The sequence below is a fragment of the Paenisporosarcina macmurdoensis genome, from assembly GCF_042658845.1.
GTDB classification, from domain to species: domain Bacteria; phylum Bacillota; class Bacilli; order Bacillales_A; family Planococcaceae; genus Paenisporosarcina; species Paenisporosarcina macmurdoensis.
In genome coordinates this window covers 163599-184611 of sequence record NZ_JBHSRI010000038.1, presented here as the reverse complement: position 1 = coordinate 184611, position 21013 = coordinate 163599, and the positions used below count along the sequence as shown (strand labels likewise).

The window sequence follows — 21013 nt, the reverse complement described above, 5'->3', positions numbered from 1 at the left end:
ATGAGCTTTTTTTCCTGTACCTACATTAAAACATTGTAACCAGTCTATAATTGTCTGTCGTGCTCGTGATGAACTTATCGGTTGAGTGAAGTGAAAATGCCGCGACTTCAGTGGGAATAGCATGAGCGGAAGACCCCACAGGCAACAAGTTGTGGTTACACAACTTGTTTGCGACGAAGCTAGCGTAGCGATGCAGGAGCAGATGTTTTTTTGCTCGTCGAGGAGGCTGAGGACATGCCCGCGGAAAGCGTCCGCCTGAAACGGAAATCAACCTCTCCTTATAAAAAAAGGCACTGCCCTTAGTCATATTTCATGACTTTAGGACAGCCCCTCTTAGTTAAACAATGAACGAAGAGAATCAATTAAGTTGTTGAAAAAGTTTTTAACACCTTGCCAAAAACCTTCATTATCAACGACATTACCGATTTTATCTTCAATTGTTTTGCTTAAATCATTTAATTGATCTGACCATTTACTAAAATCGATGTCCAGTTTACGAATTCTATCCATCAAATCAACTAATAATTGGCGATCTTCTGGACTTAACTCGATTTTCAAATTCGTTAATTGTTCTTGCACAATTTTTTCGACTTCTTCTTTAGTTGCTGGATTTTTTTCTGCAATATCTTTTTTAATCTCAGTTAACAGTTCACTTACTTTCGCTTCATCAATACCCGATTCATTCGCAAGTATAGTTGCCACTGAAAGTTCTTCATTTGCCACATCTGTGCGTTCTTTGTCTAGAGTCTCTCCACTCACTTCATAGGCCTTATAAATTCCGACTAAAGCCGAGTGTCCGGTTACTTTTTTAGGCGCTGCTACTACCACTGTAGCATCTTCAATTCCTGCTGTTAACATCGCATTTTCGTACATTTCAGCAGTAACTTGGGTGATGTTATCTTCAGTAACAATATCGATGACTAATCCTTTTCCGGCATCTTGACGTGTAATTTTCGCTGATGAGAACATGCGAGCAGATGCGTCTCCGTCTTTAATATAGGTTACTAAATCATCACCTGTCACAGTAATTTCTTCAACTTCAGATTCTTTTGTTACTTCAAGGCTATCTTTAACACTTTGTTTTTCTGACTCTGTTAAATCAGCTCCGTACACAACAATCGGCATGCCGAATTTTTCATTAATTCCCTCTTCTGATGACGCAAAAGCACTTGTTGGCAAAAGTAAAGAAGCTGCCAGTAGGAACGATACGACACGAAAAACATTCTTTTTCATAGCTTAATCTCCTCTCAAAATAACCATTTTCTATTACGTTGGGTTCCGCTACTCATTGTAGCGTTTGCTCCCTCTTAATAGTACGAAAAAAGGTACAAAAAGTTTCGGTGAGCCTTAATCTCGCCTTTCTCTTTGTACCTGTCAAACACATATTCAGTAATTTAGATGTCAGATTTAACTGTAGTCCAACCATCTTTTTGCTCGATTTTTCTTTCTTTCATTAACTTTCCTAATGCCCGTTTGAATGAGGCTTTGCTCAAGTTAAACATGTCATAAATCTCATCTGGAGAAGATTTATCGGTAAATGGCATTTTACCACCCATATCTTGTATATAACGATACAGAGTTTCAGCATCGTCCATTAATCTTTCTTCTTTACGTGGCAGCATAGAACCATTTAAAGAGCCATCTTCTTTAACACCAATCACACGAACTTCAACTTCTTCACCTAAGCGTGGTTCAGCCAATTGTTCTGTGTGGTGGACAAAGATTCTGTAACCTTGGGGTACGGTGATTAAAAATGAACCAACTGGAAGTAAGCGATACGCTCGAGCTTTTAAGTTTTCATTAAAAACTGATGTAGGTGCTTCAATAAACGATTCTGCAACTTTTTCTTCAGTAATTAAGCGGCCAAATAAACTGCCGTGAAAATCCGTTCGTAATGTCATGTATAGGTGATCGCCAGTCGTTGGCCAAAGTTCTTTAAGTACGGGTAAATCAAAACTTTTCACTACGACTTCACGTGCACTACCTATATCTACATATGATCCTTCGCGTTCGTCCGTTTTAAGGACTCTAGCCCAACCATACGTATCTTTTGTAATATGTGGCAATGCAGAAGTTGCACTTAAGCTACCACGACGATCTTTAAACATAAATACTTTGATTGTATCGCCAACTTGTACATCTTGTGGTGCTTCAGATTCATTAATTGGTACGTCAATTTCTCCATTGGATAATATCCATTTAGAAGACTCTTTCGACTTAACTTGTAAGTCTAAAATATCTCCTGATACGATTTCGCTCAATCTGGACACTCCTTTCGCTTTTCACTCTGATTGTTGCTGTTCTTTAAGTTCTTCTAATTTTTGAAGAAAATCAGGATTCTCTTCCAACGCTTGATTTAAGTCAGCAATCCGGTCAATTGAATTCCAGCTCAAGTGATGTTCGATTCCTTCTACATCTTCATATATTTTGTCTTCCTGTACGCCAATTAATCGTAAAAACTGTTCCAACAAATCGTGACGTTGAACTAAACGTTTCCCTAACTTCAACCCTTTTGGTGTTAGCATCAGGCCTCGGTAGCGTTCATAAATCAAATATCCATCCTTGTCTAGTTTTTGAACCATTTTCGTTACAGAAGAAGGAAGAACTGAAAGAGATTCAGCGATATCCGAAACACGCGCATATCCTTTTTGCTCAATCAGCATATAGATTTGTTCGATATGATCTTCCATACTAGGTGTCGGCATCACTCTGTTCCTCTCTTTCCATAGCTTATATAAGTGTACTATAGTCGCTATCCGTTCTCAATCTATAACGAAAAGCTGAAAGCGCCATTTTACCTCCACGCCGGCGCTGGAAGGACCGATTCGAAAGCTTGCTTTATGAAAATGTTGAATTATTTTCACATTTTCTTGTTCAAATGGTTTATGACTAAAATAACAAGGGTAACTTATTACTATCAAAGCCTAATTGCAGAAAGGACGAGCTTAAATGGGTAGAATGTTATGGATGATTATCGTCGTATTAATCGTTATTTGGTTACTTGGACTTGTACTTAAAATTGGCGGCGGTCTAATTCACTTACTTTTATTGATTGCAGGTATTATTTTAGTCGTACAATTAGTTACAGGTAAACGTAAACTGTAACAAAAGGGATGTCCGTGTAATGCGGACATCCCTTTTTTATTTTATTTTGGCATAAATACAGGTATCTCGAACATATTGTCCATCTGCAGAAAGTGAGTCATGTTTTAGTATGCCTTCTAATGTGAATTTTAATCTTTCTGCGACAGCTCGACTTCTTACATTATCAATATCGCATCGGATTTCTACTCTTCTGGCACCAAACTCTTCAAATGCAAACTCCGTTAAACGCTCTGCGGCTTCTGTCATATAGCCCTTGCCTTCAAAGCGACTGTCTAACCAATAACCAATTTCCACTTTTGGAATATCCCAATTTATTCGATGAAATCCACTCGAACCAATAAATTCACCAGTTTCTTTTAAAAACAAGTGAAGTCGCAAATCTTTTCTGGTAATGAAATCTGCAGTTGCTTGTCTAATATTTTCAGTGGTATCTTCGATTTTTTGACTTTTTTGAGCAAATGGCATCCAAGGTTTTAAAGCTTTTTGCGAAATGTTAATACTTTCCCAAACAAGAGGAGCATCTTCAACTTGTGGAGCCCGAATTACTAACCTCGCCGATTCAAAAGAATCTGGGAATGTACGCATCGCAGTATGGACTTTTGTTTCTGCTTGGTCCGTTGCTTGTTGATCGTCCCACAAGACGGGTGTTGTTGTGCCTTCTAAGAAGTCTTCTCTGGTAATACCATAAGTGATGGCATCATAATAAGAACTCTCTTTAGGAGAAAACCAAGCTTTACGGAGATGCCCTTCTTTTACAAATCCTGCTCGTTCAAATGTTTTACGCATGGCAAAGTTATCTTGGCGTGTATGACCTTCAACACGAATTTTCTTTTCAGGTAAGTTAAATACGTACTCTGCCACCTTCTTTAGGGCAGAGGGACCATAGCCATTACCACGTTGACTTTCAGCTATACGTAAGTCAAAAACAGGAATTTCATCTTGTAAATCAAAAACTTTAACGATTCCTACTTTTTGATGTTCATCATTTTCGACCCAGAACGTTTTGACTTCGTCCGATTCGTACCCGCCCTCTTCAATCGTCTTTTCGATAATTTCTCTCGCTGGGTTCGAATTGCCATGAAAAGGCCATGTACTTGTGGTCATAAAATGAATCAGTTGTTCTTGTTCTTCCATCGTCCATTCTGTTAATCGCATGTTCATCCCCCGAACTGCGTTACTTTTGAATGCGCAGTAATCTCATTGAATTTAAAACAACGAGTAACGTTGCACCCATATCTGCAAATATCGCAATCCAAAGAGTTAACCACCCTGGAATGATTAGCAGTAACGCCACTATTTTTAACCCTAAAGCAAACATAATGTTTTCTTTAATAATACGCAATGCTTTTCTACTTAATTGGATGGTATATGGAAGTTTTTCTAAGTCATCAGCCATTAAGGCAACATCCGCCGTTTCAAGAGCAGCATCTGTCCCCGCTCCACCCATTGCAATACCAACCGTCGCGGCAGCAAGTGCTGGAGCGTCATTCATGCCATCTCCTACCATAGCCACACGGCCGAATTCAATACGTAATTCTTTTACCGCATGGAGTTTTTCATCTGGCATTAATCCTGCTCTGACGTCCGTCAAATTCAGCATTTGAGCTATCGCGGCAGCAGTTATTGGATGATCCCCAGTTAACATAACCATATGTTTTATTCCAAGTTCTCGTAATTTCTTAATAATGGTTGGACTTGTTTCTCTTATCGCATCTGCTACGGCTAAATGACCTACGTATTGATGATTGAAGAGAACGACCATCACTGATTTTCCTTGTTGTTGAAGCGATTTTACGTCTGCTTTTACATCATCTGTAATTGTAGTAGATTCTTCTGCCCATTTCAAACTACCAATAGCGACTTCTACGCTATCCACTGTGGCAATCACACCTTTACCAGTAACTGAGTGGAAATTTTCAACTGGTGAGTGGTCGACATTTTGAACGTATGCATACGTTACGATCGCTCGAGCTAATGGGTGACCTGAATACGCCTCGACGGACGCCACTTTTTGAATGACTTCCGTTTCTGTAAACGAAACGTCTGTCGACAAGTCGGTTACTTCTGGAAAACCTTTTGTTAATGTACCTGTTTTATCAAAGGCAATGGCTTGCAAGCGGCCCATTTCTTCTAAATGGATGCCCCCTTTGATCAGAACACCTTGTTTCGCCGCATTACCAATTGCTGTAACGATAGCTACGGGCGTTGAAACAACGAGTGCACAAGGACAACCTACTACTAACACAGCAAGACCTTGATAGATCCAAGCTTGCCAATCTCCCATGAATAAAGGAGGAATAACCGCTACCAGCAAAGCAATAACGATAATGCTCGGTGTATAATACTTAGCAAATTGATCAACAAATTTTTGAGATGGCGCTTTTTCCGCCTGTGCTTCTTCTACTAAATGAATAATTTTCGCAATCGTGGTATCTTCTACTCGCTTGGTTACACGAATTTCAAGAGCCCCTTCTTCATTCAACGTCCCTGCAAACACTTCGTCTCCTTGCTTTTTGAAAACAGGCATCGATTCTCCGGTTATCGGGGCTTGATTGACCGATGAGTAACCAGTCAACACGTCTCCGTCCATCGCAATCTTTTGACCTGGTTTTACAAGAAGCGTATCTCCAATAACGATATCTTCCGTGCCCAGTTCCATCGTTTCACCGTTTCTGCGAATAAAAGCTCGTGCTGGAGCTATATCCATTAGCTGACGAATGGATTGACGTGCTTTAGTCATCGAGTAAGCCTCGAGTGCTTCACTGACTGCAAATAAGAAGACAACCACAGCACCTTCACGCCATTCCCCGATAATCGCAGCACCAATGATGGCAATGGTCATAAGCGTCTTCATATCGAAGTAGAATCGCGATAAGTTTTTCAAACCACTCCAAAACATTGCATAGCCACCAATGGCTATAGATAGCGCGAAAAATAGAATTGCATATGGATCCTCTTCAGCCGTTTGAAATGAAATGACCGTTCCCACGACCAATAGAATAAATGACAACAACGTCAGTATATTTTCTTTTCTTTTATAAAAAGGTTTACTTTCAATTATTCGTTTCGATGTCATTGGAACAACTTTAATGCCATCAAATGCACCTGCTTTTTCTAAATCTTCTACAGTAATAGGTCCTATCACACGTAACTTTGATGCACCAAAATTAACATTGACTTCGCTCACGTTCGGTAGCGCTTGAATATTTTTCTCGAATTTCATGGCGCAGTTCGCACATGTTAAGTTTTCTAATCGGTATTCCTGTTGATCAGTTGCTTTCATGTTTATCGCCTTCTTTCGCATGTTCATATGCAATTTTCACAAGTTGCCCTACATGATCGTCAGCTAGCCTGTAATAGACCAGCTTGCCTTTTTTATGTGACTTTGCTAAATCGATATCTTTTAAATAGCGTAAATGATGTGAAGCCGTTGCAGTAGACGATTGAATAATCGCTGCCACATCGCATACACATAATTCATTTTGAAGGGTTAATGCATAAGAAATTTTCAGTCTTGTTTCATCTGCTAATGCCTTAAATATGACGGACATCCCTTTTAAATCAGGTAAGTTCTGTTGGACATATTTCACATCTTCCTCATGGACACAAGTTACTTCGCAAGTTTCTTTATTCATTTTTTCAGCCCCTCATTCAAACATTCATTTGATTATTAACTTCAGTATATGCTCGCATAGTTTTAAACGCAAGAACATTCAAACAGCCATTTGAACAACGGCTTTCTAGAACGAATACATTCCAATTAATTATGATCATGTTTTGTCGCAATATTTCACGAACAGTACACAATAGAGGATTTCACCTAAACTTTAGAGAATATATATATATAATATGAGCAGTTATGTTTTGCTTCATTTGAGAATTCACCAACTCATTTAAAGTTAAATGGATTGCATCAAAACACCATTTCTACAGGGGGAATCATGATGTATAAAAAAATTTTAGTGGCTGTTGATGGTTCTTCGCATTCGAAAAGAGCAGCAACTCACGCTGTTTTCTTGGCAAGTTCCACTCAGGATGCACATGTAACGTTACTCTATGTGTTGGATTACGACAAAACACGTACTGACGTCATTCATAGCATGAGTAGCGAAGAGCTGCACATCGATCGCAAAAACAAAATTATGCCCATTAAAGAACTTTTCACTTCCAAAGGGATTGCCACCGACATTAAGTTGCTTCATGGTGAAGCAGGTCCAGTTATCGTCGAACATGCAAACCAAGAAAATTATGATATTGTAATCATTGGCAGTCGAGGTCTCAATACACTACAAGAAATGGTGCTCGGTAGTGTCAGTCATAAAGTCGCCAAACGAGTTCATTCACCTGTTTTATTAATTAAATAATAAACTCAGACTGGTCCATTCATTGGCCCAGTCTGAGTTTTGTATTTGGAGATGATTCACTTGAAGAAAGGCTTGCTAAATTTAATTACGGATGTACCCGGTGTAAAAATCGGCCATGTCACATTGTATGAAAACATGAATGATAAGGATTCAATTTGCACAGGAGTTACAGCCATTTTGCCACATAGTAAAAATTCTTTTTTGCATAAAGTTCCCGCTGCAAGCTTTGTGTTAAATGGCTTCGGAAAAACGGTCGGTCTCATTCAACTGGAAGAATTAGGACTGATGGAATCACCTATTATGCTCACGAACACTTTTAGCGTCGGAGCGGTTTTAGAAGGAACACTGTCCTATATGTTGGAACAAAACCCTACTATCGGTGACTCTACAAGCTCTCTTAATCTTGTGGTCGGCGAGTGCAATGATAGCTACTTAAATTCAATGCGTCTTTTAGCTGTCCGCCCACAACACGCGATTGAAGCATTACAAGCAGCTACATCCGGAAGCTTTGAACAAGGAGCAGTGGGTGCTGGCAAGGGCATGATTTGCTACGGAGTAAAGGGTGGCATTGGCAGCTCTTCGCGAATTGCTCAACATGAAGATTTGGCTTTCCATGTTGGAGTTCTTACGCTTTCGAACTTTGGTCGTGCACAGGAATGTCGTATATCTAATTGGGACCAAGATGAAGTAGATAAACCAGATGGTTCCGTCATCATCGTTGTCGCCACAGACGCTCCTGTTGATGCAAGACAATTGAAACGGTTAGCAAAACGAGCGGCAATTGGCCTTGGTCGTACGGGAACACATATACATAACGGCAGTGGCGATATTGTCATCGCGTTTTCTAATGCTAATACGGTTGCTCATGAGTCAAACACTCCTTATGAAACGCATCCCGTCTTACGTGATGATCACCCACTAATGAATGAGTTATTCCAAGCTGTTATTGAAGCAACTGAAGAAGCCATTTATCAATCCATCCGCCACGCAGAAACCACAACGGGCCGATTAGGTAGAGTGATAGAAAAAGGAATATTTCAATAAGAAAAGCGCAAAGTGCCTTCTAGCTCGACGCCTGCGCTGGAAGGATGAAAGGCTAATGGCCATTCCGCCCCCATAAAGGGTCCGCAGTGCTGGCGCTTGTAGCTTGAAAAACAACAAAAAACTGCCACTCCGTCATGGTAAATGACAGAGTGGCAGTTTTTTAAGTTTCTACTTTTTAGTAAAGAGCAGTCCCCACCCACCATCCAATGGTGACCAATAGAAATCCTCCGATAAGGGTGACCAGAGCGTAGCTGATTGCTTGACGTTGCTGACCTTTAGACCAGCTTTCCACGAATTGAACTGCAAACGTTGAAAAAGTGGTGAATGCACCCAAAAAGCCCACAATCCAAAAGATAGCGATCCAGCTCGTTTCCAGGGCCAAATTTAGAGATAAACCCATCAGAAATGAACCTACCCCATTAATCAATAAAATCCCTTTCATACCTTGTATTTTCAGAGATACGGCATAGCGTAATATGGCACCGAAGCAACCGCCAAGACCTACTGCCAGGAGAGTCATTTAGAGAATCCCCCAATCTTAAATCCAAGGGCAGCTGCAAAAAAACAAGCCAGCGTCATGCCAAGTCCATAGACAACTGCTAATGCTATATTCTCCTGCATTAAACCAAGCCACTCAGCTGAAAAGGTTGAAAAAGTTGTAAATGAACCAAGAACTCCTGTCGTCCATAAAATGGATGCCGTTTTCCCAGTTGCCACAGCACGCCCTGTCAACCAACCTAAGACGAGGCTCCCTATTCCATTCTCCAACCATAGAACAATCATGTCTGGCGCTGTGACCATGACGCTATAGCGTAATAAGGCGCCTATCATTCCACCTATTCCGACCAATAGAAAATTCTTCATTTGTTTTATCACGCCCTAACAATTACTCGTTTGGACTTAATGTTAACGTATGACCGTCTACAATGTCACCATTAATAAGCGTTTCGTGATAGTTCCCATCCACCCAGTCATTTACTTGGTTATGGAACCACTGAGACTTCATATGTCCACTTTGACCTGGCCCAACGATATGATGAGCACTCGAGAGATCCTGTAAATCAGCAATAAACCGCCAAGAAGCTCCATGATCAACTGAACCATCCTCTGTAAAGCCCGCCGCTTGAGCAGTGATATTTGAGCCCCCGATCGGTACAGGTTTTGGATTCAAGAAATAAGCAAAGATTGGCGATGCACCACTTAACGGATGGTCGAAGGTTAATTGGTGATAGTCACCCCACTTCCAATCATCCGACTTATCACCAAATTCATCAGTAATCGAAGCCACTGCTGTTTCAAAGGAATCCATCATCCAGGCATCAATTCCCCCGCCTTCACTTACCCAAGCTCCATCTTGTCCTGAGAAACTTTGTCGCATCATTGTATCCGTGATATTGCCTTTGCCACCCATTAGGTCATAAATATCTTTTGGCATTTGATCCTTGAATAGTGTAGCTGGCAATTGCTTTATCCATTTATGGAAAATGAGTGGTGCCGCCACATCAACAGAATCTACTTGATCCCATTGTTTTAATATTTCCGTGAGCTCACCGTATTTATTTGCTGTATCCATTCTTTCTACGGATGCGACCATATCTGTTAAGAACTCGCGAGCTTGCAGGTTATGTTGATCCATTTGTAGAGCCATCATATCTTCTTTTGTGAATTTATCCCCTTTTTCTAGCACTTCTGAGATACGCTCGTAGCGATATGATTGAGCCCAAAAGTCGGTGATGTGGTAGGGATATGTTTCATCTACTACTTGATTATTAGCTGTTGCAATAAATCCTTCATCCGGATTTACGACTGTCGGCAATTCATCATACGGAACATATCCCTCCCATCCATACTCGTCAGAATCACCCGGTACCGGTAACTGAGCATCTCCAGACTTCCGAATCGGGATGCGCCCATTCGCTTTATACGCAATTGTTCCGTCTTTCCCTGCAAAAACAAAGTTTTGAGCAGGGGCATGGAAATCTTCCAACGCTGTTTCGAATTCTGTCCAATTAGAGGCTTTATTCATATTTAGAATGGCTTGTAATTCTAAAGTTGGCTCTAGAGCAGTCCATTGTAAAGAAAACTGGGCACTTGGTTCTTCTTTATCAAACATGACATTGGAAATAATGGGACCGTGACGCGTAACCACCACTTCAAAGTCAACTGTGGCAGCGTCTTTGACCTTGATTGGTTCGTCCCGAACTTCGGCTTGTTCCCATTCCCCTTCGTATTTAAATTCGGTAGGTGCTTCAGGGTTTGGTGTTTCAATATATAAATCTTGAACATCCGGTCCTACATTCGTAACGCCCCAAGCTATTTCGTCGTTATGCCCTAAAATAATTCCTGGAATCCCCGCAAATATGACACCGCTTACATTTTGTTGTGGTGATTGCAAATGCATTTGATACCATATGGATGGTGTACTCAGCCCTAAATGCGGATCATCAGCAAGTAGGGGCATGCCTGATTCTGTTTTATCACCAGAAACGACCCAGTTGTTACTGCCATTAAATTCGTTAGGAATAACTGAAGCATCAAATTTACCTGCAACGGCAACTGGATTTTGTATATTGGCTTTTATTATTGAGGGTTTGTCTTCCGGATATGTAATAAATATCTCTCGAGCTTTTTCTTCAGAAAAATTCCCAAGCGCCCAATGTCGAACAGCTAAACTCGACCAGTTACCACCAAGGTCATACGCCATAAATTTCCCAATGGTTAAAGAATCCACTTCTGTCCAAGGCTCTGGCTCATATCCTAACAATTTAAACTCAAAAGATAATTCACCTTGGTCCTGTGCTTGCTTTATGTAGGCATTTACCCCTTCAGCGTACCAAGTGAGCACTTGCTTTGCGTCTTTTCCATAACTAGACCATGAATCTTCTGCAGCCTGCCTCAAACTAAATGTACGGAAGAATTTGTCTGTCGTAATTGCCGCTCCTCCAACGACTTCTGATAAGCGACCACTCGCTTGTCGTCTCGCTAAATCCATTTGAAACATACGGTCCTGCGCTTGCACAAAACCTTGTGCACGATATAAGTCCGCATCACTTTCAGCTTTAATATGCGGGACTCCCTGTTCATCACGTGTGACAAGCACTTCCTCTTCTAAAACACGGACTGCCATATTGCCATCAATTTGTGGTTTCGATTTACCGATGTAAAAATTCAAAAAAATGACTCCCACTATAAGAATTAACGCGATGCTACCTAAAATCCAGGCAATCCATTTGCCTACCTTTCTTCTTCTGGTCATGGCCTTCTCCCCTTAAACTTTCTTACTATACTATTTCGTGTGAAAAGGAAAAAGTCCTGCAATTGAAAGAAAAGCTTAAATGCGCGGTCTGCTTTGAAGACAATAAAAAAAACCGGGCAAAGTTCGACCGGCACTTTTAAGAAGAGTAACCACAGTAGCCTGTTGATTTCCGCTACGGTGGACGCTTTTCGCGGGCATGGCTTCAGTCTCCTCGTCACTGCAAAAACATGGTGCTCCTGCGGTTACTCGTCGCAAAGATACTGGCTTTTGGCCAGAATCTTTCCTGCGGGGTCTTCAGCTCATGCACCTGCCGCTTTGCTTTCGGTGCAGAAAACATCTGCTATTCCCGCAGAAGTCGCCACCTGCGCTTCAATCAACTAATATAGATGGCAACTACAGATTATAGGGTGTTCTATCTCTAGCTTAACTTAGAATCATTTTTTCGTGTCTTAGCAATAAGCAATTTATAGATTTTCTTGTTGGTTACTTCACACTTCATGGATTGTAGCGGAAGGCGGCGTGAAAACACCTGCTCCTGCGGTTACTCGTCGCAAAGATATTGGACGAATTACAGTTCGTCCAATATCTTTCCAGCGGGATTAGCGGGACAGGTGAGACCCCGCAGATCGCAAAGCGACCGAGGAGGCTCACCGCCCGCCCCGCGGAAAGCGTCCGACTGAAACGAAAATCAACCATATTAATGAATCATCTTTTTGTCCAAAGTACCTGAAACACTGGGTTTATGGGACTAAAATTATATACTTTCTCATCTTTCATAAAAACTAGAGGGCATCTTTCACCCTCTAGTTTTAGATCATCAATTCTTCGGCTAACACTAATTTCACATTGGCTACTTGCTCTTTTGCAGTGAGAATATATAAAATATCTTTCGTTTGTAGTTTCGTTGCACCAGTTGGCATCACTAAATTACCTTGACGAATAATCGCACTAATAACCGTCTTTTCTGGTAAGCCAATGGTTTGAACAAGTTGTCCGGCAAATGGCGATAACTCAGAAACTTCGAATTCCAACATTTCTGCATTGGCACGATCCATGGATACGAGTTCCAATGTATGAATCCGTTTTGGTACAGGCGGTCCATTAAGTCCTAAGACTTTCGCAACATATGGAATGGTCGACCCTTGTAGTAATGCTGAACTCAGAACAATAAAGAATACGATATTGAAATACAAAGTACTATTTTCTATACCGGCTAGAGGACGATTGGAACGGCGCCGCGAAGTCCAGCCCATGACATAAACCATTTCTCTTTCAGGGTATAGGGAAAGAAGATGGTAGAAGCAAATACTGCGATTGGTCTAGCAATAACAATTAACACAAAGGACAGTACAAGGCCTTTCCAAATAAGATCCCACTCGGCAAGATCACTCGGGAATACCAATAACCCCAAAATCACGAACATGGTAATTTGCATCAACCATGCAAACCCCTCGTGAAAGCTAAATATTGAATGACTATGAGTCAATTCTCGGTTACCGATAATCATGGCAGCTATGTAAACTGCGAGTAACCCGCTGCCTCCTAATACAGCAGTTAGACTGTAAATAAAAATGGCAAAGCCTGCAGATAACACCGCGTAAAGTCCACTTGCATCTAATTTAATTTTATTCATTGTTTTAGATGCTATGTAACCTAGTCCAAATCCAAATGCTAAGCCCAGTCCCATTTGCATAGCGAACATTCCAACTAAAGACCATACAGAAATGTCTGGCATTAAAATCCATTCGATAAAGACAATAGTTAAAAACATGGCCATCGGATCATTCGTTCCTGATTCAGCTTCTAAAGTCGAGGTTAGTTTTTCCTTAATATTTTGGCCTGATAATACAGAAAACACTGCAGCTGCATCGGTAGAACCCACAATAGATCCAAGTAGGAAGGCTTCTAGCCAGCCGATGTCCAACACATAGTACGCTGCTATCGCCACAATAGATGTCGTCAAGACGACCCCCAGTGTAGCAAGTACAGTGGCACCTCCAATAATTGGGCGAGCATGTTTCCACTGCGTTTGTAGTCCACCTTCAAATAAAATGATGATTAGTGCAAAGACCCCTACCATTTGGGCAAGTTTTGCATCTGTAAAATGAATGAGACCTGAAATATCACTTCCTAAAGCCATTCCTAGAAACATGAACAAAATAAGTGATGGAACTCCCACTCTTGCTGAAAGTTTTGTCATCATAACTCCACATAAAAGAAAAATCCCTATTAATAATACCGTGAAATCCGTTGAAAAATTCTCCATTGGTCCTCCTGTCTTTACATTAGTTGTCTCTTTAGTTTAATAGTAATTGCTACTGTTTGCATGTAAAAAGCCTCGAATTCTAAAGAATTCGAGGCTTTTATTATTCGTTTTCGCCAACAATTTTCACTTCAAGGTCTAGTAAAATCCCAAATTTCTCTTGAACTTTTTCGCGAACCATTTCAATGGTTTGAATATAGTCAGTTGCCGTTGCGTTATTTTTATTAACAATAAAGCCAGCGTGTTTCATTGAAACTTCCGCACCGCCAAATCCCTTGCCTTGTAATTCGCAGTCTTGAATTAACTTACCTGCATAATAACCTGGGGGACGTTTGAAAACACTACCAGCTGATGGATATTCTAAAGGCTGCTTCGATTCACGTAAATGTGTTAAATCTGCCACCTTGGCATCAATTGTTAATTGATCACCAGGTAATAGATCAAACTCTGCGGACAATACAAAATAATCTTTTTTAGTAATCACACTCATACGGTACTCTAGCTCAAGTTCTTCTTTAGACAACACAAGTTTTTCTCCTTGTTGCGTCAAAACAGTGGCTTGGAAAATAATATCTTTAATCTCGCCGCCATATGCTCCCGCATTCATTGCCATTGCACCACCGACGGAACCAGGGATACCGCATGCAAACTCAAGTCCTGCTAATGTTTCTTTCACTGCCGCTCTTGAGACATCAATGATGTCAGCGCCACTTTCAGCGTATACACGAGTTCCTTTAATACTAATGCGATTTAACTTGGACAAATTCAAGACGATGCCGCGTACTCCGCCATCTCGAACCACCATATTAGACCCATTTCCAAGTAATAATAAGGGAATTTGATTGTCATGAGCATATGACACAACAAAAATAGTTTCTTCTTCAGTTGTCGGAGATACAAATAAATCTGCCCGACCACCCATTTTTGTCATCGTGTGCAAGGAAAGTAGTTCATCTATTTTTACACATTCGTGTGAAATTTTTGTAGTTAAATCGTCAAACCAACGCTGTTTATTCATGAAAAGCCAAATCCTTTCGCATAACTCTTTTCATTACATAGTATGCGTATTGTCGACCAATTTGACAAGTGATTTTCATGATAACCATACTTTTGACCAATGTTCGATGTTTGCAATTGCGTCTTTCAGCCCTTTTCCTTTTTCAGTTAAGGAATATTCCACTTTCACAGGAACTTCTGCAAAAACACGACGTTCAACTATGCCTTCTTTTTCTAACTCTTTTAATCGCTCTGATAGAAGACGTCCACTTACTGGCAAGGAAGATTCGATTTCATTAAATCGCTGTGGTCCTTCTAATAACTGATATAGGATTAGCCCTGTCCATCTTTTCCCGATGAGTTCCATCGCTTTTGATAAACGCGGACATATTGTCGTTTCTTTCATAAATTCTCACCTCTATTATTATTAATTATAACCCAAATGAAAATCCATGTAAATTATAGTAATTAAATTACTTCACGTAATTATGTTATTATTTTATAGTAGCTTACATATAGTAACTTTATGAAAGGAGTATTGGGATATTTCTTGGTAATAAAAGATTTACACAAATAATTATCTTTAATTCGAGATACTTTAATTCAAACATATTGACATTAGGGTAATAACCACATATAGTAAGTTATAGAAATTAAAAAACATATTGGAGGAATTTATAATGAAAAAATGGAACGTAGACGCTTCTCACTCAAGTATTGGATTTTCAGTAAAACATATGATGGTTTCTAAAGTACGTGGATCTTTCACTGATTTTACTGCTGACGTTGGAGCAGAAGAAACAGACCTAACTGGTGCAAACATTGCTTTCACAATTAAGGTAGCAAGTATTAACACTGGAAGCGAAGATCGTGACAATCACCTTCGTTCAGCTGATTTCTTTGATGCTGAAACATACCCGGAAATTAAATTTGTAGCTAATGATATTTCTAAAAAAGGCGAAGACTATGCCATTGCTGGTGACTTAACAATTAAAGACGTAACTAAACCAGTGGTATTTGAAGCTGAATACGGTGGTAAAGGTACTAACCCGTGGGGCGTTGAAGTAGTAGCTTTTGAAGCTGAAACTAAAATTAACCGTGAAGATTTCGGCTTAACATGGAATGCTGCACTTGAAACTGGTGGAGTTTTAGTAGGTAAAGAGATTAAAATTACGATTGACCTTGAAGCTAACCCAGCTTAATTAAGATTAAAAATACCGTTTAACAAATTCTTTTAAATAAAAAGGAACTTCTCTTGTATAGAGAAGTTCCTTTTTTTAATGCAGCCAGGTTTGTTTTCTAAGTTCAATTGCCAATTCTGCTACCACAGGGCGACTGATTAAGTACCCTTGAATCTTCTGTGCACCCAACTCTCTCAATAATTCGAGTTGTTCTGGGGTTTCTACACCTTCCATCACAGTAGACATCCCTAGGTTTTTCGCAATATCTAATACCCCTTGTAAAATGACTAGTGATTTCTCTCCATCTTGTTCCATTTCCACAATAAATGAACGATCAACTTTTACTTGTTGGATTGGCAACAGTTTCAAAACCGAAAGTGAAGAGTAGCCAGTACCAAAGTCATCAAGAGCCGTTTTCACACCCAAAATATTTAATTCACTTAAAATTTGAATTGCCAGGTCCGTATTTTGCACAGCAACTGTTTCCGTAATTTCAAAGATTAATCGCTGTGGTGAGATCTTCATCTCATGAATAATTGATTTCACATCATATAAAAAATCAGGGTGCATCATATGTTTAACAGATATATTAATCGCTACATGAAAATCTTCGTGACCTTCTTCTTCCCATAGCTTTATCTGCGTGATCACTTGTCGGAAAATCCATCTCCCCACAGGGATAATTAAATCACTTTCTTCTAATAAAGGAATAAATTCTACTGGCGACACTTGACCAATGATTGGAGATTCCCATCTCAGTAAAGCTTCATAACTCGTAATTTTCTTCGTAGATAAATCATAAACAGGTTGATATACCATGAAATATTCTTGATTTGCCAGTGCATGAACAACATTGTTAGCAATCAAACGAACTCTTTCATTTTGATTCGCTAGTTCTTGAGAGAAAAATACATAGCGATTTCCACCATGTTTTTTTGCCTCTTGTACGGCAAATGTGGCATCCTGCATCATTAAATCTGGCCAATCTCCTAATGAAGATTTACGAATACCTACACTAAATGTCACCCAAACGCTTTCAAATGAAGATAACTCTATTGGGCTTTCCATTAGTTTCACTAAATTTACTGCTATGGTTTTTACTTCTTCTTCAGAAGTAAACGGTGCGATTAATACAAATTCATCTCCACCAACACGATATAGATCATATCGTCCAGCAAACGCTTGGATTTTACGACTCGTTTCGAATAATACTCGGTCACCTAACTGATAACCATTGCGTTCATTAATTTCTTTAAATCGATCTAAGTTAATAAAAAATAAAGTGAATTTTTTAAAGCTTTGAGGATTTAAATCCTTCTTTAAGCTTTCCTCTAGCATCACTCGATTAGGTAAGTTCGTCAGTAAATCCCGTTTCAACAGATTCTCTTCACGCTTTTCATTATTTCTTACATAGAAGTAAATTCCACATAAAATTAGAAATGAGAAGCCAACGATCAATGTGTTTCGCCAAAAAATTGAAGAAATCTGATCTTTCATCCGATCCGTGAAGGAATCAACAACAACCGTCCAATCGCCAGCTGTCCGTTGGTACATAACATAATGGGCTGTATTTTCGTCAATTAATATGGTCCCTTGTTCGCTTTCTTGTATCTCTTTAAGTACACCTGAAACCTGCGGGCCACTTTTCTCAAGTTTTGAATCTGAAGAAGAAAAAACTAATTGATTTTCTTTTAGTAAAAAAAGTGTCCCTGGCAAATTTGATTCTTTTGCTATCGAACCCAAAACATTCCCCATATTGACAACACCTGAAAGTACACCTATTGTTTTTTCATTCTTGATAACGGGGATTCTAACTGCGGTAACTAACTGAGTGGAATCTTGAAAAAAGGGAAATATATCACTAAAAACAGTTTCCCCTTGCAAAGCACGGTCAAATGATTCTATTTGATTCACTGGAAAACGAGTTCCATCACCCGCTAAAACTTCTCCTTCAGTAGTTATGAAACCAAGAGAAGCAAAGAAAGGCATTTTCTCCCGTTGTTCACCTAAGAACTTTACAATTTCCTCTTCACTTTCAAGCAATGCTATATAGTCCGCAATTAATTCGAGTTCTGCTACACGTTCATTTGAAAATTTATTCGTTTCATCTGTAAAACTATCCAATAACCCCTTTGTTTCCTTCTGCACTGTTTCAAGAACAAAATTTTTTGACGATTTATAATTAAAGATAGTTAATGTAACAACCGTCAATAATATGATTGTCAGCAAAATATATACTTGGCGCTGCCTAATTGACATGTTGTCACATCCTATATTAGTCCTATTAATTTACACATACTTGTATATAAATACTAATATTATTCTTACTCTCTATTTTTATTGTCGAGGAATGACGGACTATAGTCAATAAAAGAGTGAAATATTACTAGTAAAAGAGATACTATTACAAATTTTTATTGATGAGGAGTCTTTTGAAGCACTAAAATTTTACAAAAGTTTGTTTTAGGACAAGCATTCACTATAGAAAAGCGCAAAGCGCGTTCTAGCTACTTCAAGTGCTTTAGAAACTTATTCTTTCTTATATCTTAAAAAAACAGTTCTTCTCAATTTACTTGAGAAGAACTGTTTTTCTTAAACTTTTAAATTCATCGTCATTTCGCCTTTTCCATTCGCAACTTTAATTTCAGCATATGCTCCGTTAACGAAAGTCATTTGCGGTGGAACGTGGCCGATATCGGCATTATAAATGATTGGCAAGTTGGTCTCTTCCGCTAATCTCTCTAGAGCATCAAGAGTAGTGAAACCGCCTACTTCTTGTCCTGCAGGGGTGCGTCCAAATAGCAGACCAGCAGCGTTATCAAACCATCCTGATTGGTGCATTTGCATTAATGTTCGGTGAAAATCTGTAGCTGACATTTCACAGTTTTCAAGAAACCAAACGAGTGGTTCGTCACGTAGATGGATTTTTTGAAATTCTTTAACATTCCCAAACGGCGTTCCAATCAAATGATGAATGGTGTCCATACACCCTCCTAACAAACGCCCTTTCATTTCGACCGTTGAATTGTTGACGATTTCCCACTTCGTGTCTGTATCTAGGTTAAAAACAAATGGATCTGGTTCTTTGTCATGAGACCACTCCAATTGGTAGTGTGACGACGACTCTTGATTAATCGTTGCTCCCTCTTCTGAAGAAAGCACTTCTAGAAATTTACTAGTCGTTGGATCCCATTCATCACTTCGTAAATCGACAAAGTTTGTACCGTGTGCAGTGGCGATACCGGTCTTTAATGTCATCGCAAACAATAAAGTACTCGTATCTGAATAGCCAAGAACCCATTTTGGTTGGATTTTACCCCATTCAATAAGAGGTAAGATTTCTTGCAATATTTCGCCTCCCCATGGTGGAATGATTGCGTGTATATCCTGCCTTTGTAACATCGAATTTAGTTCAGCGGCGCGTTTTTCCTTTGAAGATGAAGCAGCTTTGTATTGCGTCCACACAGTTTCTCCAATTACAATGTTGTATCCCCGGTTTTCGAATTGTTTTTTACTAAGGTGTATTAAATCGTGTAATTCACTATCCACACCTGAAGAAGGTGCTGTTATTCCGATTGTTTGACCTGTTTGAAGTGCTTGCGGATATTGAATCATTGCGTTCACCCTTTTTTGTAAGATTGAAACTATTTTACATGATTTTCGTATCATATAACAGAGGAGATGAGAAATATATGGATACTTTGGCATTTGGAGGAATGGGCATATTTTTTGTGTTTTTTGTCATCATTTTTACATTAGTGATCGGAACGTTTATTTTCATTGCAGTTAAAGGAATGTCTCAATGGTCTAAAAACAATCATTCTCCTGTATTGACCGTACCAGCTGAAGTCGTTGCAAAACGCACAGATACGTCTGGAGGTCATGGAGATTCCTCAGCAAATACTTGGTATTACGTCACATTCCAAGTCCAAAGCGGGGATCGAATGGAGTTAGGTGTTCCTGATAAAGAGTTTGGTTTACTAGCAGGAGAAGATTTAGGCATACTAACGTTTCAAGGAACACGATATCAAGGGTTTGAACGAAAGAGAAATGTAGATTAAATCAAAAAAAGGATTGGACATGTTGATGTCCAATCCTTTTTATTTTTATACAGTTACTGTTACTAAACGGTTTGCCACTGCTTTAACGTCTTGCATTCCGTCAGCAATAATTTGTTCTGCACGGTCTGGATATTGATTGTGCCCTTCAATAATCACTTCTTCAATGTTTGTAATGCCGAAGAAATTCATAATCATGCGGACATAATTAACACTCATTTCAGATGGAGCCATTTCTGGTGTTGAGTAAACACCACCGCGAGCGTTCAAAATGATCACTTTTTTATCTGGCACTAATCCAACTGGACCGTTTTCATTATAACTAAATGTTACGCCTGCACGGTAAATATAATCAATAAACGTTTGAAGTGGAGCTGGGATGGTTTTGTTCCACAGTGGGAATGCGAAAACCACGACATCAGCATCCATAAATGCATCCATTGCTTTATTTGAAGCAGTTAAAATACGTTGTTCGATATCAGTCAATTGCTCAGCTAGTGCTGATTTAGTCATAGCATTGAAAAAATCTTGCCCGAAATAAGGCATATCTTCTTCGAATACATCAAAAGTGTTGATGTTTAGTTCAGTTTGTTGTGGTAACTCATTCATAAATACTTCGTGCATTTTACTAGAAACGCCTTCTGAAGAAGGACGGTTATTTGCTTTGACAACTAATATGTTCATTTATAGAAACTCCCTTTTACCCTAAAATTATATATCTTCAATTCGAGATATATACCAATAAT

Annotated in this window: 19 protein-coding genes and 1 pseudogene; 5 read left to right on the top strand and 15 right to left on the bottom strand. The window is 39.4% G+C overall.

The features are described 5' to 3' along the window. Window positions 1–333: 333 nt before the first annotated feature. From ACFPYN_RS18330 to mntR, 3 genes are all read right to left on the bottom strand, one after another. Window positions 334–1233, bottom strand: a complete 900-nt coding sequence (locus ACFPYN_RS18330; RefSeq protein ID WP_377736259.1) for a DUF1002 domain-containing protein — start codon at window positions 1231–1233, stop codon at window positions 334–336. Between the two features lie 161 nt (window positions 1234–1394). Continuing rightward, window positions 1395–2261 carry a CvfB family protein gene (locus ACFPYN_RS18325; protein ID WP_377736257.1) on the bottom strand — a complete coding sequence of 289 codons (867 nt, stop codon included), beginning with the start codon at window positions 2259–2261 and terminating at the stop codon, window positions 1395–1397. Window positions 2262–2282: 21 nt separating this feature from the next. Beyond that, a complete protein-coding gene (mntR, locus tag ACFPYN_RS18320) occupies window positions 2283–2705 on the bottom strand; it encodes a transcriptional regulator MntR (protein ID WP_377736255.1) in 423 nt (140 codons plus the stop codon). A gap of 244 nt (window positions 2706–2949) precedes the next feature. On the opposite strand from mntR, the gene ACFPYN_RS18315 reads away from it, so the two are divergent. Continuing rightward, window positions 2950–3105 (top strand): lmo0937 family membrane protein, encoded by a 156-nt coding sequence (locus ACFPYN_RS18315; protein WP_377736253.1) that lies wholly within the window; start codon window positions 2950–2952, stop codon window positions 3103–3105. Between the two features lie 36 nt (window positions 3106–3141). Here the strand turns inward: ACFPYN_RS18315 and ACFPYN_RS18310 are convergent, their stop codons facing one another. Genes ACFPYN_RS18310 through ACFPYN_RS18300 form a run of 3 tightly spaced genes read right to left on the bottom strand, consistent with a single transcriptional unit; the run spans window position 3142 to window position 6740 of the window. Next, on the bottom strand, window positions 3142–4260 hold the full coding sequence (locus ACFPYN_RS18310; protein WP_377736251.1) for a GNAT family N-acetyltransferase: 1119 nt from the start codon (window positions 4258–4260) through the stop codon (window positions 3142–3144). A 19-nt stretch (window positions 4261–4279) separates the two neighbouring features. Then, a complete protein-coding gene (locus ACFPYN_RS18305; protein WP_377736249.1) occupies window positions 4280–6388 on the bottom strand; it encodes a heavy metal translocating P-type ATPase in 2109 nt (702 codons plus the stop codon). Continuing rightward, the gene (locus ACFPYN_RS18300) at window positions 6375–6740 is read right to left on the bottom strand and encodes an ArsR/SmtB family transcription factor (RefSeq protein WP_377736248.1); all 366 of its coding nucleotides are present in this window, start codon (window positions 6738–6740) and stop codon (window positions 6375–6377) included. The genes ACFPYN_RS18305 and ACFPYN_RS18300 overlap by 14 nt, the downstream gene beginning before the upstream one ends. Before the next feature lie 309 nt (window positions 6741–7049). On the opposite strand from ACFPYN_RS18300, the gene ACFPYN_RS18295 reads away from it, so the two are divergent. Both ACFPYN_RS18295 and ACFPYN_RS18290 read left to right on the top strand, forming a co-directional pair. After that, window positions 7050–7469 (top strand): universal stress protein, encoded by a 420-nt coding sequence (locus ACFPYN_RS18295; protein ID WP_377736246.1) that lies wholly within the window; start codon window positions 7050–7052, stop codon window positions 7467–7469. A gap of 60 nt (window positions 7470–7529) precedes the next feature. Continuing rightward, window positions 7530–8513: a DmpA family aminopeptidase gene (locus tag ACFPYN_RS18290; RefSeq protein ID WP_377736243.1), complete on the top strand. Its 984-nt coding sequence runs from the start codon at window positions 7530–7532 to the stop codon at window positions 8511–8513. Window positions 8514–8688: 175 nt separating this feature from the next. Here the strand turns inward: ACFPYN_RS18290 and ACFPYN_RS18285 are convergent, their stop codons facing one another. The 6 genes and pseudogenes from ACFPYN_RS18285 to ACFPYN_RS18260 all read right to left on the bottom strand — a co-directional run bounded on the left by ACFPYN_RS18285 (window position 8689) and on the right by ACFPYN_RS18260 (window position 15434). Then, a complete protein-coding gene (locus ACFPYN_RS18285; protein ID WP_377736241.1) occupies window positions 8689–9033 on the bottom strand; it encodes a fluoride efflux transporter FluC in 345 nt (114 codons plus the stop codon). Continuing rightward, complete coding sequence (locus tag ACFPYN_RS18280) at window positions 9030–9377, bottom strand: fluoride efflux transporter FluC (RefSeq protein ID WP_377736239.1); 348 nt, start codon at window positions 9375–9377, stop codon at window positions 9030–9032. Before ACFPYN_RS18280 ends, ACFPYN_RS18285 begins: the two co-directional genes overlap by 4 nt. A 22-nt stretch (window positions 9378–9399) precedes the next feature. Next, on the bottom strand, window positions 9400–11769 hold the full coding sequence (locus tag ACFPYN_RS18275; RefSeq protein WP_377736237.1) for a penicillin acylase family protein: 2370 nt from the start codon (window positions 11767–11769) through the stop codon (window positions 9400–9402). 809 nt (window positions 11770–12578) lie between these two features. Next, window positions 12579–14035 (bottom strand): annotated as a pseudogene (locus ACFPYN_RS18270) (potassium/proton antiporter). A 100-nt stretch (window positions 14036–14135) separates the two neighbouring features. Then, window positions 14136–15050: a UDP-N-acetylmuramate dehydrogenase gene (gene murB / locus ACFPYN_RS18265; protein ID WP_377736235.1), complete on the bottom strand. Its 915-nt coding sequence runs from the start codon at window positions 15048–15050 to the stop codon at window positions 14136–14138. 75 nt (window positions 15051–15125) lie between these two features. Beyond that, on the bottom strand, window positions 15126–15434 hold the full coding sequence (locus ACFPYN_RS18260; protein ID WP_377736233.1) for a winged helix-turn-helix transcriptional regulator: 309 nt from the start codon (window positions 15432–15434) through the stop codon (window positions 15126–15128). Between the two features lie 274 nt (window positions 15435–15708). On the opposite strand from ACFPYN_RS18260, the gene ACFPYN_RS18255 reads away from it, so the two are divergent. Beyond that, window positions 15709–16230, top strand: coding sequence for a YceI family protein (locus ACFPYN_RS18255; RefSeq protein WP_377736231.1), 522 nt, complete (start codon window positions 15709–15711; stop codon window positions 16228–16230). A 75-nt stretch (window positions 16231–16305) separates the two neighbouring features. On the opposite strand, the gene ACFPYN_RS18250 is transcribed toward ACFPYN_RS18255, so the two are convergent. Next, window positions 16306–18468, bottom strand: a complete 2163-nt coding sequence (locus ACFPYN_RS18250; RefSeq protein WP_377736229.1) for a putative bifunctional diguanylate cyclase/phosphodiesterase — start codon at window positions 18466–18468, stop codon at window positions 16306–16308. Window positions 18469–18801: 333 nt separating this feature from the next. Further along, window positions 18802–19824, bottom strand: coding sequence for a S66 family peptidase (locus ACFPYN_RS18245; protein WP_377736228.1), 1023 nt, complete (start codon window positions 19822–19824; stop codon window positions 18802–18804). A 77-nt stretch (window positions 19825–19901) separates the two neighbouring features. Between ACFPYN_RS18245 and ACFPYN_RS18240 the strand changes: the two genes are divergently transcribed. After that, window positions 19902–20270, top strand: coding sequence for a DUF2500 domain-containing protein (locus tag ACFPYN_RS18240; RefSeq protein ID WP_377736225.1), 369 nt, complete (start codon window positions 19902–19904; stop codon window positions 20268–20270). Window positions 20271–20315: 45 nt separating this feature from the next. Here ACFPYN_RS18240 and ACFPYN_RS18235 read toward each other — a convergent pair whose 3' ends face one another. Further along, a complete protein-coding gene (locus ACFPYN_RS18235) occupies window positions 20316–20951 on the bottom strand; it encodes an FMN-dependent NADH-azoreductase (RefSeq protein ID WP_377736223.1) in 636 nt (211 codons plus the stop codon). Between the last annotated feature and the right edge of the window lie 62 nt (window positions 20952–21013).